The organism is Sorangium sp. So ce367 (assembly GCF_051520455.1).
Taxonomy (GTDB): domain Bacteria; phylum Myxococcota_A; class Polyangia; order Polyangiales; family Polyangiaceae; genus Sorangium; species Sorangium cellulosum_B.
The window spans coordinates 4,477,101-4,491,037 of sequence record NZ_CP150334.1; the positions used below are offsets into that span (position 1 = coordinate 4,477,101).

The following is a 13,937-nucleotide window of genomic DNA, read 5'->3' on the forward strand; positions in this document are numbered from 1 at the left end:
GGCGCGGATCACGGGCGCCGGCCGGCGCGCCCCTCCGGATCTTCGGCGAGCAGCTCCTCGATCTCGGCCGCCGCCTTGTCGAGCACCTTCACGGTGCGCGCGAGCACGGCCGGCGTGATGCGCCCCCGGCGCATCGCGTGGCGCAGCATCTTCATGAGCGAGCCGATGCGCTTCATGACGTCGCCGAAATCCTCGGCGAAGCGCTCCCACGAGGTCTCGACGAAGCGCTCGTAGAACTCGTCGACATACTCGCGGTTCGCCTTGAGGTCCTCGCGCCCCGCGTCGGTGATCTCGTAGATCTTGCGCCCCTCGGCCTCGATGACGCGCGCGTGGCCGAGCTCCTCGAGCATCTGCAGCGTCGGATAGATGACGCCGGGGCTCGGCCGGTAGGTGTCGCCGCTGCGCTGCTCGATCGCCTGGATGACCTCGTAGCCATGGCGAGCTCGCTCGGCGAGCACGTCGAGCACGAGGTAGCGCACGCCGCCGCGATCGGCGCGGAGCGGCGGCCCTCCGAACCAGTCGCCCCACCAGCCCGGCGGGCCGCCACCCATGCCGGGCCGACCCCTCCCGAACGGACCCCCCCTCGGCCCTCGCGGGCCTGCGCAGTGATGGTGTTCGTATCCCCAGAACATAGACAAAATCCCTCTCCGGCTCGGCGGCGGACCACCACGGCGGCGAACACTCAGCTGCCGCGCGCTCGTGCGCAGACCACCCCGGCTCCACTGCCCGGCGGACCTGTGGCGGCCGGGTCGATATTCTAAAAGATATATCTAAAAGATAGCTCTCGACTGTCGGCCGTCAAGAGGCGGGGCAGGTGGGGTTGCAGGCTCAACCTGGGTGGGGTTGCAGGCTCAACCTGGGTGGGGTCCGCCGGGCTCAACCTGGGTGGGGTCGCGGCTGATCGCCAGCTGTTCGCTGCTTGACACGGGACGCTCGTCCCTGTAACGAAAGTGAAAATGATTTTCAGTATCGACGCTGCCCCTTCGTTTGCTCGACGCGAGCTCGCGGGAGTCGCCGCGTGCGCGTACGCCTCCGACGCGTTTCCCGACCTCGGGCTCCACGACGAGGAAGCGCGTCAGCTCGCCCGCGTGCTCGAGGTCGAGCGCGCCGGCTTCACGGAACAGGAGCTCCGCCCCCTCGCGACCCGCACGCGGCTGGTCGACGACGTCGTGGACGACTTCTTCCGCCGTCACCCGGACGGGCTGGCCATCGGGCTCTTCTCCGGGCCGTGCACCCGGTTCTCGCGCGTCGACAACGGGCAGCTCCACTGGATCGACATCGACGTTCCCCGCGTGGTCGCGTGGAAGTCCCGGCGCGCCCCGCAGACGTCACGGTATGCGCTGGCCACGGCGTCCCCCGGCTGCGATCACTGGATCGATCAGCTCGCCGACGCGCAGGACTGGCCCACGTTGATCCTCGGCCTCGGCCTCTTCTCTCATCTCGGCCCCGAGCGGATCGGCGCCTTCTTGACCCAGGTCTCCCTGCGCCTCGCCAAGGACGTGGAGCTCCTGCTCGACGCGAGCCCATGCCTCCAGCTCCGTCCCACCGCGGCGAGGGGCGCGCGTCACGTCGAGCTCCACCGAGAGGGAGGCGTCGTCGAGACGTTTCCATGGCTGCGCGTCCTGGGCGATAACGACTATCCCGAGCCGCTCGGCGCCCGCATCCGGACCACGAATGGACTCGCGCGCTTCTTCCGTAAAGCGCAGTTCCCGATCCTCCGCCACCTCCGGCGCGTGTGAGCCCTCGATGGCACCCTCGATAACACCTCCATAACAAGTAACAGCAAGACCCATGCACAAGGACAGAGAAGCTCGATGAACATCCAGGACTACGTTGACGCACCGGCGCCCTGCGGCGCCGCGCTCCACCATCGCGACGCGCGCGCGTCCCTGGGGAGGGCCCGGGCATGAGCCGTTACACCGGACCTCGCGTCAAGGTCATGCGCGCGCTCGGGGTCGAGCTCCCCGGGCTGTCGGCCAAGAAGACGGAGCGGAGGCCTTACCCCCCCGGGCAGCACGGACAGGCCCGCAAGAAGCTCAGCGAGTTCGCCCTGCGGCTCCGCGAGAAGCAGAAGGTCAGGCTCAACTACGGCCTCACCGATACGCAGCTGAAGACGCTCATGCTCGAGGCGCGCAGGAGCGATCTCGCCGCCGGGACGAAGCTCATCGAGCTGCTCGAGCGGCGGCTCGACAACGTCATCTTCCGCGCGGGCTTCGCGCGCACCATCCCGGCCGCGCGGCAGCTGGTGGCGCACGGGCACGTGCTCATCAACGGAAAGCGCGTCGATATCCCGTCCTACCGCGTCACCACCGGAGAGACGGTGAGCGTGAGCGAGAAGCGCCGTGACCACCGGACCGTCGTGGAGGGCCTCGCGAGGACGGACATGGAGGCCCCCACGTGGCTCGCTGTCGACAAGGACGCCCGGCAGGCCCGCGTGGCCGCGCTCCCGGACGAGACGAGCATCCCGTTCCCCATCGCGGTTCAGCTGATCATCGAGTACTACTCGCAGCGGCTGTGACGAGGACCAGGGCTCGCCGCGCTGGCGAGCCCGCCTCCCTCGACGCGGGGCGGTCGCGACAAGCGCCCGCCTTCCTGGGAGCGTCCGCGCAGCGAGCCGCGCGCGCCGGACGCCGAATGTCCATGGCGTGCGTCGGCATGGGCCCTCTCTCACGCGGTCAGCCCGCGTGGTGGCGCCGAGCCGGGTGCGTCCCGGGGTGACGCGCCCGCGAGCACGCGCCTTGCCGTGCGGGGGCGGAGCGCCCTCGCGCGCGCCCTCCGCGCCGCGCGGCGCTGGACGCGCTGCCTACAAGGGCGAGGAACACCATGGCCAGCCTGAGCACGGAGAGCACACCCCGGGAGCGCCTGGATCGCGCGATCAGCGTCCTCGGCCGGGTCCGGATGTACTGGCGCGGAGCGGCCGCGATGCTGGCCGTCGGACTCGCGATCTCCTTCGCCCTGGCGCTCGCCACGAAGCGGGTGTGGCGGAGCGAGGCCACGATCCTCTACCGCGACACCATCCAGACCGGCCGCGATCCCCAGAGCAGCACCGCGCGCGCGGCGCGCCTCGGGTCGAAGCTCAAGGACGCGCTCACCGCGCGCGGAACGCTCGCCGGCGTCGTCGAGGCGTTCGGGCTCTACCCGGAGAAGTCCGCCCGCTCGATGGTCGAGGCCGTCGAGGAGATGAAGACCCACGTCGGCTTCCGCGCGCAGAGCAGCGATACGTACGTCGTCTCGTTCACCCACGACGATCCGCACGTGGCGCAGCAGGTCGCCGCCCGCCTCACGCAGATCCTGCTCGACGACTACCGCCGCGACAGCCTCGGCACGGCGACGATGACCCGCGATTTCCTGCGGGAGGAGCTCGCCGAGGCCAGCTCCAAGGTCGACGCGGCGAGCCGCGCGCTGGCGACGTTCCTCGCCAGGAATCCGCAGTTCCAGTGGGGGCTCAACGACTCTCCGTATGCGCCGGCGCCCCAGCCGCTCGGCTCGCCCGGCGCCCCCGCGCCCGCGGCTCTGGCGCGCGCCCTGTCGTCAGCGCAGCCTGCCCGCCCGGTCGACCCGCAGCTCGCGGCGCTCGAGCGGCAGCTCGCGCGGGTCGAGGCGCTGCTCGGGGCCGGGCGATCGCCAGCGGCGGCGCCGGGGCAGCCGCTGCCCCAGAGCCTCGTCGAGGCGCAGCGGGCCCGAACGGCCGCGGTCGCCGCGGTCGCGGCGGCCGAGGCGGCGCTCGCCGAGAAGCTCACGACCGTGACCCCGATCCACCCGGACGCCGTCGCCGCGAAGCGCCGCGTCGAGGCGGCGAAGAGCCAGCTCACCGCGGCCGAGAGCGCGCTCGGGCTCGTGCGCGCGGGCGTCACCGAGGCGCCGGCCGGCGAGGCGCGCGCGCTCACGCCGTCGCGGCGCGCGGCGCTCGCGGCGGAGCGGACCGCGCTCCTCCGGCAGATCGCGGGGCTGCGCGCGCGCGCCGGAGGGGGCAGGGCGCCGGTGGGGGGCGAGGCGCCGCGCGCGCCGGCGGAGAGCGCGGCCAGGGGCGAGGCGCCGCGCGCGCCGCCATGGGCGGCCGACGGGGGCGCCGAGGAGCGCGTGATCGAGCTCGAGACCGAGTGGCACCGGCTCCGCCTCGATCTCGAGCGGGCGCGCGAGTACCTGAAGACCGTTCAGGCCAACGAGCGGGCGGCGGACCTGTCCGCGGACGCCGCCGAGAACAAGAGCGAGACCGAGCTCGACGTCCTCGACCAGGCCTACCTGCCGAGCCGCCCTGACCGGGGGCGTGGCCGCGTCTTCTTCGCTGGCGCCGCGGTGACGTTCTTCTTCGCGCTCGGCGTCGCCGGGGCCCGGGTGCTGCTCAACGACACGCTCTACGACGGCGGCGACATCCACGCGCTCGGCGGCCCCGCCCTGCTGGCCGCGATGCCGGAGCTCCCGGCGCGCCCGCCGCTCCGCGAGCGCACGATCGTGCCCGCGTACTACGCGGAGCCGCCCGTCGAGCCGAAGTACGGCACGGAGCCGCCCGGCGGGCGCGGGCATGGCGCAGACCCGCCTGGCGCGGCTGGGCCTGGCACCGAGCCGCCCTGCGGGCTCGGGCACGGCGCAGAGCCGTCCGGCGCGGCGGAAGAGGCCGCTCCGGCCGGCGCCGCCCCGGAGGACACGCTCCGGGACGGCCTCGACCTCGGCGATTGCGAGGTGGCCGACCGGTCGTCCTGGAGCGCGCCCGAGGCGCCGCTCGCCTGCATGGGCGTGCGCTCGTTCGCGCGCGCCGGCGGCTCCGCGTTCGATGGGCCCGAGGTGGAGATCATCGGCGCGGACCTCGATCCCGAGGGGCACGGCGTGTTCGAGCTGCTCCGGGGCGCGCCCGCGCCCGCGCTCGCGGCGCTCCGGGTCCTCCGGCACCGGCTCGATCAGCGGCGGGCGGGCGAGCCGCTCGCGATCGCGGTGGTGAGCCCCGGCCGGGCCGAGGGAAAGACCGCGCTCGCGGTCCGCCTCGCGATGACGCTCGCCGAGGCCGAGCGCGCCCGGGTGCTGCTCGTCGACGGCCACCTCGCGTGCCCCCGCGTCGCGGCGACGCTCGGCCTGCGGCTGCCCGCGCACGCGAGCTTCTCGGAGCAGCTCCGGCGGCGGATGGCGGGCGAGATCCGCCCGCTGGGCGTCATCGCGGTCAGCCAGTCGCTCTCGGTGCTCGCGGAGCCGTCGCACGAGGCGAGCTATCCCGCGGCGCTCCACTCGGTCCACTTCGAGGCCGCGATGCGCACGCTGCGGCGCTACCACGATTACGTCGTCATCGACGGCCCTCCGGTCCTTGGCTCGGGCGACGCCAACGTCATCGAGGACGCCTCCGACGGCATCGTCCTCGTCGCGCGCGCCTCGCTGACCCGGGCGTCGTCGCTGACGAGGGCCGCCGAGCAGCTCGGCGATCGTCGCATCCTCGGGGTGGTCCTGAACGACGTCGCGCCGAGGCCCGTCGCCAGGAAGCGGGTCTGCATCGATGGAGAGCCAGCGGGGCAGTCCGTTTAAGGAGAGACGAGCAGGCGCCGAGAGGGGGAGCAGGGAAAGAAGCGCGGGAACAGCAGCGGTGGTGCGCTGGCGCCCGTGCCAATTCAATTGATTCTCTGTCGGTTCTTCGACGCTCTCGCGACATCTTCGCGATCAGAACGTGATCTTCACCGCGTCCGCCGACCTGTTCGCCGGGCCGTGGTGGACGACCTCGATGTTGTTGCCATCCGGGTCGAGCACGAACGCCGCGTAGTAGCCGGGATGGTACGGGCGCTTGCCCGGAGCGCCGTTGTCCTTGCCGCCCGCGGCGACCGCGGCGGCGTGGAACCGATCGACCGTCGCGCGGTCGCTCGCCTGGAAGGCGAGGTGCGTCCGGCCGGTGGTCACGCCGGCCGCGGCCGGCGAGTCCACGCTCGAGATGAAGAGCTCGTCGGCCCAGAAGTAATCGTCGCCCTCGCCTGCCATCGGGATCCCGATCACCTCGAAGACGGCCCGATAGAACTTCTTGCTTGCCGCCAGGTCGGCCACGACGAGCTGAACGTGATCGATGAGGCGCCCGCGATAGATCTCTTGAATTTCCATCGCCTCGGGATACCGCACTTCGCCCCCGGCGCAAGCGGACTCATTCGAGCTCATCTGCTCGCGGGCTGCGCGAGGCACGGTGTTGGCGCCGCGCGCCGCGCGCCCAGGCCTTCAGCCGATCTTGAAGTTGATCGATTTCGGCCGCGTCAGATGCAGGAACCCGAGCGTCGAGAGCGTCGCGCCCTTGCCGCTGTTCTTGGCGCCCGTCCACGGGAGCGCCGGATCCAGGGTGTCACACTGGTTCATGAAGACCGTGCCGACGTCGAGCTCGCGCGCGAGCCGCGCGGCGCGCTCGCGGTCGCGCGTCCAGACCGACGCGGTGAGCCCCAGATCGCTGTCGTTCATCAGCGCGAGCGCCTCCTCGTCGGACGAGACCGGCACGATGGGCAGCACCGGCCCGAACGACTCGATGCGCATCACGTCGAGATCGGGCGCCGTGTCCACGAGGAGCGTCGGCTCGAAGAAGCGGCCGCGGCCGTCGACCTGGGTCGCCCGACCGCCGCAGAGCGCCTTCGCCCCCCGGGAGAGCGCCTGCTTCACCTGCGCCTCCAGGAACGCCGGCGCGTGAGGCTGCGCCATTGGACCCAGGTTCGTCCGCTCATCGGTCGGATCGCCGAGGACGTAACGCTTCATCAGCTCCAGCGCGGCCTCCACGAACTTCGGATAGAGGTCGCGGTGCACATACGCGCGCTCGACAGCGCAGCAGCTCTGTCCGGCGTTGTAACAGGCGCCGTCGACGATCCCGTCCACCGCCTTCTCCAGGTCCGCGTCGGCCGCGACGTAGGCGCCGTCCTTCCCGCCGAGCTCCAGGCCGGCGTCGACGGCCACCTTCTTCGATGTGGCCGCATAGATCCGGCGTCCGCCTTCGACGGAACCGGTGAAACCGACGAAGTTGACCCGCGGGTCGGACGCGATGCGCTCGGACGTGGCGTGGCTGCAGTGGAAGGCCTGGACGAGGCCGGGCGGCGCGCCGGCCTCCGCGAACGCCGTCGCGAAGTGCTCTCCGCAGAGCGGCGAGCGCGGCGAGTGCTTGAGCAGCACCACATTGCCCGAGAGCACCGCGGGGATGACCACGTTCACGGCGGTGAGGAGCGGATAATTCCAGGCGGGGAGATTGAAGACCACACCGAGCGGAGCGCGCACGATCCGCCGCTCGAGCCCGGGGAGCTCCGGCAGGATCACATCGGCGAGCGCGCCCTCGGCGATCGCGATCATGTGCCGGGCTCGCTTGGCCATCCCCGCGACTTCATTGCGGGATTGGCGCAGGGGCTTGCCCATCATGCGGGTGATGTCGGCGGCGATCGACGGGGTGTTGGCCTCGATGTGCTCGACCGCGCGCTGGCACAGGGCGGCGCGCTCGGCGATGGATGTGTGCGAGAAGCGCCGCGCGGCGGCGGTCGCCGTGTCGAGGAGGCGGTCGACGGCGGCCTCGTCTGCAAGAGGCCGGCGGACGGCTTCCTCGAGGGTATACGGGTTGTCGATCACGAGGTCGGACATGGCGGGGAGATTAACCCAGTTCCCTGGGGGGCCAAGCGTCGTCTAGACTCGGGGCGAATGCGCGCCACCGCGGCAGGTCTATCCGACGTCGGCAGGGAGCGGGTCCACAACGAGGACCGATACATCCTCCTCCCCGAGTTCAACGTCTACGTCGTCGCGGATGGCATGGGCGGGCACGAGGCCGGCGAGGTCGCGAGCCGCATCGCCGCGAGCGCCATCGCCGGCTACTTCCGCGAGGCGAACGCCAAGCGGCGCAAGGCGTCGACCGGCGACAGGCTGCGCGCCGCCGTGACGTACGCGAACGCGCGCATCTTCGCGCACGCCGACGACTCGCGGTTCTACCGCGGGATGGGGACCACGGTCGTCGCCGCGGCGTTCTCGCCGCGGGAGCGGAAGTTCTACGTCGCCCACGCCGGCGACAGCCGCTGCTACCTCCTCCGCAACGGCGATATCTCGCAGCTGACCCGCGACCACTCGCTCATCGCGGACGCGCTCCTCGAGCGGCCCGACCTCACGGAGCGCGACCTCGCCTACCTGCCCCGCAACGTCATCACGCGGGCGCTCGGCATCGGCCCCAGCGTCGACATCGACCTGCGCGCGGAGCGCGTCGAGGCGGGCGACGTGTTCCTCCTCTGCTCCGACGGCCTCCACGGGCTCGTGGACGATCGCGAGATCGCGCGCATCGTCGAGGACAACGCCGTGCTCGCCGACGCGTGCGGCAAGCTCATCGACTGCGCCAACGAGAACGGTGGCCGCGACAACATCACCGCCGTGCTCATCCGGATCGAGGAGACGGCATCGGCGTCGTGGAGCCAGCGCCAGGGCGTCAAGAGCCGCAGCGCGCGGTAGCATCGGGCTGCGTGCGGAGGGGGCCGAGCGCGCGCCGCGTCATCACGTGAGCGGCGCCGCCGCGCCCCTGCCGCCTGCAAGTGGGCTGAAGACAAGGGAGGTCACGCATGCGAACCAGGTGGATCGGGATGGGGCTCTTCGTCGGCGCGCTGCTCGCGTGGGGCTGCGGCGGCGCGGCGCTCGGCGAGGCGTGCGACGAAGAGGGCGCGGACGGCGAGTGTGAGGACGGGGCGGTCTGCGGCAAGCCCGACGACAGCGCGGCGCTCGAGTGCCTGAAGACGTGCGTCGAGCAGACGGACTGCCCCGCGGACCAGGAGTGCAACGGGATCACCGGCTCGGACGTCAAGGGCTGCAGGCCGAAGTAGGGGAGGGCGCCTGGCCGAGCGCAGCGCGCCGGCCGCCGCGCTCAGAGCACGCCGGCGTGCGCGCGATCGAGCAGGCCGTCCATCACCTCGAACAGCTTCCGGTTGCCGTCCTGGGAGTAGCCCGCGAGCTTCTCTTCACAGGCCGGGATGGCCTTCACGAAATCCGCGACGACGGCCGGGTCGTCAAGCGAATCGGCGCCGCGGCCGAACCCCTCGCGCTCGAGGTAGCGGGCGTTGAGCACCTGCTCGAACTGGCGGCCGAGGGGGACGGCGAGCATCGGCTTGCGCAGGTAGACAGCCTCCCCCATCAGCGTGAACCCGCCGCCGGCGATGACGGCGCGGCACGAGGCGAGATCGTCGATGAAGCCCTCCTCGCTGAAGGGGCGGTAGCGGAGGTTGCCCTCGACCTGCTCCTCCGTGATGTTCCGGCGCATCCCGTAGATGCGGCACTCGAGCCCGGTCTTCGCGAGCGTCGCCGAGAGCGCGTCGTTCCCCTCGGCGGTCTGGTAGACGAGCAGGTGCTCCCCGGGGCGGCGGTTCGCGGCGATGATCTCGGGGCGGAGGATCGGCGGCACCAGCGTCGTCTCCTGCTTGCGGACCGGCGGGCGGAAGAACGTCGCGATGACGTAATGGTTGCAGAACGGCAGCTTGCTCTTCACGAACGCGCGCGTGAGCTGGAACCCCGCCTCGTGGCCGGCGAGGATCTCCGCGTCGTGGGTGCACCGGTTGATGATCTGCATGTTGTCGACCGAGAGGATCGGCAGCCGGTGGAGCTTGGCGTAGAGGTACGTCCACGACTCGAAGTCGCTGACGGTGAGCTCGGGGCGAAAGTCCTTGATGAGCTCGAAGTACGCGGCGATGTTCTTCGGCGTGCCCGTCGCGCCGGAGAGCACGTTGGACCACAGCGTCTTGCCGCGACGCACCCGGTTCTCCTCGTAGATCATGTGGAGCCCGTGGATGCGGTTCACCCCCGCGAAGCGCTTGGACAGGAAGTCGGTCGCCCTGCCCGACGCCATGATCTCGAGCTCGTGTCCCTGCGCGAGCAGGTGTTCGATCACCACGCGCGAGCGCATGGCGTGCCCCATCCCTTCGCCGACGACGCCATAGAGGATCTTCATGACGCGCGAGTGTAGCGGGGGCTCTGGGGCGTTCGGAAGGAAACCGCGGCGCCGCGGCGCGCGCGGCGCGGGCGGCGACCGAGCGCAGGCGGCGCCGCGGCGCGGGCGGCGGGCGTGACGCCCCGCCGCCGGATCTGGAGCGAGCTGCTGCCGCTCGAGGTGGTGCGGGCGCCCGGGACGCTCGCGCTGTTGCGGCGGTATGCGCTGGAGCTCTCGATCGCGGTGCGGCCGGAGACCGCGGCGGGGCTGCCGGATCTCGTGGCCGCGTGCGCGGACGCGGGGGTGGCGGTCGCGGTGTGGCCGATGATCGCGGACGAGGACGGGCGCTGGGCGAGCGCCGGCAATGCGGCGGCGTTCGGTGCGTTCGTCGCGCGGCTGCTGGACGCTCTCGACGCGCGGCGCCTGGCCGCGGCGGAGATCGTGTTCGATCTCGAGCCGCCGATCGAGGCGGTTCGGCGGGCGCTCGCGGGGGGGCGCGGCGCGCTCGATCTGCTCGGCGGTGGGCCTCGGGGAGCGCGGGGGAGCCCGCGGTGGGACGAGGCGCAGCGCGCGTACACCGAGCTGGCGGGCGCGGTGCATGCGCGCGGGGTGGCGACCTCGGCGGCGATCGTGCCGCTCGTCCTGGCGGACGGGCCGGCGCGCGGCTGGGAGCGGCTGCTGGGGACGCCCGTGTCCGCGCCGCCGTGGGGGCGCGTCGGCGCGATGCTGTACACGTCGCTGTTCGAGGGGTATTCGCGCGGCGCGCTCGGCCGGGAGGACGCGCTCGCGCTGCTCGCCTGGGGGTGCCGCGCCGCCGCCCGGCGGTTCGGTCCGAGGGCGGGCGCCTCGCTGGGCGCCGTGGGCAAAGGCGCGCTCGGCGACGAGCCTGTCTACCGCTCGGTCGCCGAGCTCCGCGAGGACGTGGCCGCCGCGGTGGCGGCCGGGGTCTCGGATCTCTCGCTGTTCGACCTCGGCGGGGTGCTGGCGCGACCGCCGGCCGAGGCCTGGCTCGAGGCGTTTGTCGCGCCGCCGGAGGCGCATTCACCCCGGGATACGCTGCGGGCGCGCGGCGTGATCGCGGCCGCCGCGCTCGTAGGTCGGGCGGCGGGTTATGCTCGCCGGCTCACCTCGCCGTGACGCGATCACCCGTGATGTGACTTGCCCTGGCCGCGGTAGCGCTTCCAGTGATGTCGCTTGTTCTTGTTCTTCGGCCTGCTGTTGCTGGACAGGCCGATAGACGTCTTCTTCGAGTGGACTGACATGGACCCGTCATGGCGCCGAGACGGGGTGGGCGACAGGGGGCACGAGCTCCGGCGCCGCTCAGGCCGGACCGCCGGGCTGAGGAGGCACCGACTTCCCTGACGGTCAGGGCGGGGCGCTCCTGGCGACCTGCCGGTTCGTCCCCCGTCGCCGGAAAGCTCAGACGCTCTCGCGATCGGGCGCTCGCGCGGCGGGCGGCCCCGCTGCGCTGACCGCCGCGGTCGCCTGCAGGCTCGGCGCCGCCTCGGCGGCGCCCGCGGAGGCATGCCGGATGCGCCGTTTCGTCTGCACGATGTGCACGATCTGGTCGAGGATCACGGCGACGAGGATCACGGAGCCGATGATGATGAAGGTCCAGTTCGGGTCCAGGCGCCAGATGCGCTGGATGCGGTCAGCGTCCTCGTACGGCAGCTGAAACATGTTGATGCCGTTGTCGATGACGCGCATCACCGCGGAGCCGATGACGATGCCGAGCACCGTGCCTTCACCCCCGCGAAGCGAGCAGCCGCCGAGCACGGCCGCGGCGATCGCGTACATCTCGTATGCGATGCCGACCTGCTGCGACATCTGCCCGATGTACGACGCGTAGCAGACGCCAGCCACGCCGCCGAGGCCCGCCGAGATCACATAGGTCGACGTCTCCACCCGCCTCACGTTGATGCCGGAGTACTCGGCCGCGTCGCGGTTGCCGCCGATCGCGTAAACGTAACGGCCGAACACCGTGAAGTGCAGCGCGTAGGCCGCCACGCCGCCCACGGCGAGGAACATCAGCAGCGGATACGGGACGAGCGCGTCGCTCCCGCTCTTGAGCAGCCCGCCGTTCGCGAGGGCGAGCAGCGGCGAGCCACCGAGGCTCAGCGTGCCCCCGCCGGCGATGGTCTGCGAGACGCCGCGCAAGAACAGCATGCCGCCGAGCGTGACGATGAACGGCTGCAGCTTGAGCCGCGTGATCAACAGGCCCTGGCCGAGGCCGATCAGCAGCGCCACGCCGAGCGCCACCGGAATGCCGATCCAGAGCGGGTAACCGAGGCCGCCGAGCTGGGTCGACGAGAGCTTGGCGATGAGGACGCCCGTCAGGCCGATCACGGACCCGATCGACAGATCGATGCCGCCGGCGATGATGACGAACCCGATGCCGATCGCGAAGATCCCGAGCATCGAGATCTGCCGCAGGGTGTTGATCGAGTTCGACTGCCCGAGAAAATCCGGGTTCGAGATGTAGAGGCCCAGACACATCACGACGAGCGCGATGGTCATCCCGAGCTCGCGCCTCACGACAGATCCTCCTTGTCGGCGTGCCCCGTCATCAAGGTCGCGATCCGCTCCTGGCTGAGCCGTTCCCGCGGCAGGACGCCCTTGATGCGCCGCTCGTGCATGACGGCGACGCGATCGCTCATTCCGATGATCTCTTCCATGTCCGAGCTGACCATCAAGATCGTGATGCCTTCATCCGCGAGGGCGGTCATGTGGCGGTAGATCTCGGCCTTGGCGCCCACGTCGATGCCCCGCGTCGGCTCGTCCAGGATGAGCACGCGCGGGTTCATGGCCAGCCATTTCCCGAGCACCACCTTCTGCTGGTTTCCGCCGGATAGGTTCACGACGGGCTGACGGATGCCGGGCGTCTTCGTCCTCAAGCGCTCCACCTCCGATTCGGCGACCCGGCGCTCCGTCTCCCTGTTCAGGAAGCCCCAGCGGCTGTAGTTGCCGATGTCGGGCAGGGAGGTGTTCTCTGCGACGCTGAGCGGCAGCACGAGGCCGTGGCGCTTGCGATCCTCCGGCGCCAGGTAGACGCCGCGGTCGATGGCGTCCCTGGGTTTTCGAGGAGCAAACTCCTTGCCTTCGAGCGTCATGCGGCCCCCGAGCGCCGGCGTGACCCCGAAGATCGTCTGCATGAGCTCCGTGCGGCCCGAGCCGACCAGGCCGGCGAAGCCGAGGATCTCCCCGCGTCCGGCCGAGAAAGAGATCTGCGCGGGCGCGCCGGGCACGACGAGCCCTTCGACCACCAGCACGGGCTCGGTCGACGCACGGGGCCGTTTCTCCGGGAAGTAGTGCGCGCTGAGCTCGCGGCCCACCATCATGGAGACGATCCGTTCGCGCGTCGCTCCCGCGCGCGTGAGGTCCCCGACGTGGCGGCCGTCGCGCAGGACCGTCACGCGGTCGGCCAGCGTCATGACCTCTTCCATGCGGTGCGAGATGTAGACGATGCCGATGCCGTCCGCCCGGAGCTTGCGGATGATCCCGAAGAGATGCTCGGACTCACCGCTCGTGAGCGACGAAGTCGGCTCGTCCATGATGAGGATGCGCGCGCTCAGGGCGAGCGCCTTGGCGATCTCGACCATCTGCATCTGACCGGCGGTCAACGCGGACACCGGGGTCGAGGGCGGGAGCCGCAAGCCCACGCGCAGCAGCAGCTCACTGGCGCGGGCGGCCATGTCGCCCTTCGGCAGCGGACGGAGGAGCAGCCCTGTCGCGCCGCCTTCGTTGCCGAGGAAGATGTTGGCCGCGATGTCCAGGTTCGGCGCCAGCATCAGCTCCTGGTGGATGAGCGCGATGCCGAGGCGCTTGGCGGCGCGCACGCTCTCGATGGCGACGTTCTTCCCGTCGATGCGGATCTCGCCTTCGTCGGGCTGCAGGGCGCCCCCGAGGATCTTCATGAGCGTGCTCTTGCCGGCGCCGTTCTCGCCCATGAGGGCGAGCACCTCGCCCGGCTTCAGCGAGAGAGAGACGCCCTGGAGCGCGACCACCCCGGCGAACCGCTTGGTGATCGCGCGCATCGCGAGCAGATCCGGAGCCGACGCTG

General features: G+C 71.4%; 12 protein-coding genes. 6 read left to right on the forward strand and 6 right to left on the reverse strand.

All coding sequences use genetic code 11. The features are described 5' to 3' along the window. Nucleotides 1-8: 8 nt before the first annotated feature. Nucleotides 9-551, reverse strand: a complete 543-nt coding sequence (locus tag WME97_RS17105) for a PadR family transcriptional regulator (RefSeq protein ID WP_231864867.1) — start codon at nt 549-551, stop codon at nt 9-11. A gap of 405 nt (nt 552-956) precedes the next feature. On the opposite strand from WME97_RS17105, the gene WME97_RS17110 reads away from it, so the two are divergent. From WME97_RS17110 to WME97_RS17120, 3 genes are all read left to right on the forward strand, one after another. Next, nucleotides 957-1,739 (forward strand): class I SAM-dependent methyltransferase, encoded by a 783-nt coding sequence (locus tag WME97_RS17110; RefSeq protein ID WP_437552964.1) that lies wholly within the window; start codon nt 957-959, stop codon nt 1,737-1,739. 167 nt (nt 1,740-1,906) lie between these two features. Next, nucleotides 1,907-2,518 carry a 30S ribosomal protein S4 gene (gene rpsD, locus WME97_RS17115; RefSeq protein WP_437552965.1) on the forward strand — a complete coding sequence of 204 codons (612 nt, stop codon included), beginning with the start codon at nt 1,907-1,909 and terminating at the stop codon, nt 2,516-2,518. Between the two features lie 305 nt (nt 2,519-2,823). Beyond that, entirely contained in the window at nt 2,824-5,508 is a 2,685-nt protein-coding gene (locus tag WME97_RS17120) for a hypothetical protein (RefSeq protein ID WP_437552966.1), read from the forward strand. Between the two features lie 132 nt (nt 5,509-5,640). Here the strand turns inward: WME97_RS17120 and WME97_RS17125 are convergent, their stop codons facing one another. Both WME97_RS17125 and WME97_RS17130 read right to left on the reverse strand, forming a co-directional pair. After that, complete coding sequence (locus WME97_RS17125; protein WP_437552967.1) at nt 5,641-6,069, reverse strand: VOC family protein; 429 nt, start codon at nt 6,067-6,069, stop codon at nt 5,641-5,643. A 111-nt stretch (nt 6,070-6,180) separates the two neighbouring features. Next, nucleotides 6,181-7,566, reverse strand: a complete 1,386-nt coding sequence (locus WME97_RS17130; protein ID WP_437552968.1) for an aldehyde dehydrogenase family protein — start codon at nt 7,564-7,566, stop codon at nt 6,181-6,183. A gap of 57 nt (nt 7,567-7,623) precedes the next feature. Here WME97_RS17130 and WME97_RS17135 point away from each other — a divergent pair, with 57 nt between their 5' ends. Next, nucleotides 7,624-8,415 (forward strand): Stp1/IreP family PP2C-type Ser/Thr phosphatase, encoded by a 792-nt coding sequence (locus WME97_RS17135; protein ID WP_437552969.1) that lies wholly within the window; start codon nt 7,624-7,626, stop codon nt 8,413-8,415. Between the two features lie 107 nt (nt 8,416-8,522). Next, entirely contained in the window at nt 8,523-8,780 is a 258-nt protein-coding gene (locus WME97_RS17140) for a hypothetical protein (protein ID WP_437552970.1), read from the forward strand. Between the two features lie 41 nt (nt 8,781-8,821). Here WME97_RS17140 and WME97_RS17145 read toward each other — a convergent pair whose 3' ends face one another. Continuing rightward, nucleotides 8,822-9,898, reverse strand: coding sequence for a glycosyltransferase family protein (locus tag WME97_RS17145; protein ID WP_437552971.1), 1,077 nt, complete (start codon nt 9,896-9,898; stop codon nt 8,822-8,824). Between the two features lie 114 nt (nt 9,899-10,012). Here WME97_RS17145 and WME97_RS17150 point away from each other — a divergent pair, with 114 nt between their 5' ends. Continuing rightward, the gene (locus WME97_RS17150; protein ID WP_437552972.1) at nt 10,013-11,014 is read left to right on the forward strand and encodes a hypothetical protein; all 1,002 of its coding nucleotides are present in this window, start codon (nt 10,013-10,015) and stop codon (nt 11,012-11,014) included. 282 nt (nt 11,015-11,296) lie between these two features. Here the strand turns inward: WME97_RS17150 and WME97_RS17155 are convergent, their stop codons facing one another. Both WME97_RS17155 and WME97_RS17160 read right to left on the reverse strand, forming a co-directional pair. Beyond that, the gene (locus tag WME97_RS17155; RefSeq protein WP_437552973.1) at nt 11,297-12,412 is read right to left on the reverse strand and encodes an ABC transporter permease; all 1,116 of its coding nucleotides are present in this window, start codon (nt 12,410-12,412) and stop codon (nt 11,297-11,299) included. Continuing rightward, nucleotides 12,409-13,911, reverse strand: a complete 1,503-nt coding sequence (locus tag WME97_RS17160) for a sugar ABC transporter ATP-binding protein (RefSeq protein WP_437555411.1) — start codon at nt 13,909-13,911, stop codon at nt 12,409-12,411. The genes WME97_RS17155 and WME97_RS17160 overlap by 4 nt, the downstream gene beginning before the upstream one ends. Nucleotides 13,912-13,937 lie beyond the last annotated feature (26 nt).

Bases quoted from the DNA above. Each gene is read 5' to 3' on its own strand.
- WME97_RS17105 (WP_231864867.1), bottom strand. From the start codon at position 551: ATGGGTGGCGGCCCGCCGGGCTGGTGGGGCGACTGGTTCGGAGGGCCG.
- WME97_RS17125 (WP_437552967.1), bottom strand. From the start codon at position 6,069: ATGGAAATTCAAGAGATCTATCGCGGGCGCCTCATCGATCACGTTCAG.
- WME97_RS17130 (WP_437552968.1), bottom strand. From the start codon at position 7,566: ATGTCCGACCTCGTGATCGACAACCCGTATACCCTCGAGGAAGCCGTC.
- WME97_RS17145 (WP_437552971.1), bottom strand. From the start codon at position 9,898: ATGAAGATCCTCTATGGCGTCGTCGGCGAAGGGATGGGGCACGCCATG.
- WME97_RS17140 (WP_437552970.1), top strand. From the start codon at position 8,523: ATGCGAACCAGGTGGATCGGGATGGGGCTCTTCGTCGGCGCGCTGCTC.
- rpsD (WP_437552965.1), top strand. From the start codon at position 1,907: ATGAGCCGTTACACCGGACCTCGCGTCAAGGTCATGCGCGCGCTCGGG.
- WME97_RS17120 (WP_437552966.1), top strand. From the start codon at position 2,824: ATGGCCAGCCTGAGCACGGAGAGCACACCCCGGGAGCGCCTGGATCGC.
- WME97_RS17135 (WP_437552969.1), top strand. From the start codon at position 7,624: ATGCGCGCCACCGCGGCAGGTCTATCCGACGTCGGCAGGGAGCGGGTC.
- WME97_RS17110 (WP_437552964.1), top strand. From the start codon at position 957: ATGATTTTCAGTATCGACGCTGCCCCTTCGTTTGCTCGACGCGAGCTC.
- WME97_RS17160 (WP_437555411.1), bottom strand. From the start codon at position 13,911: ATGCGCGCGATCACCAAGCGGTTCGCCGGGGTGGTCGCGCTCCAGGGC.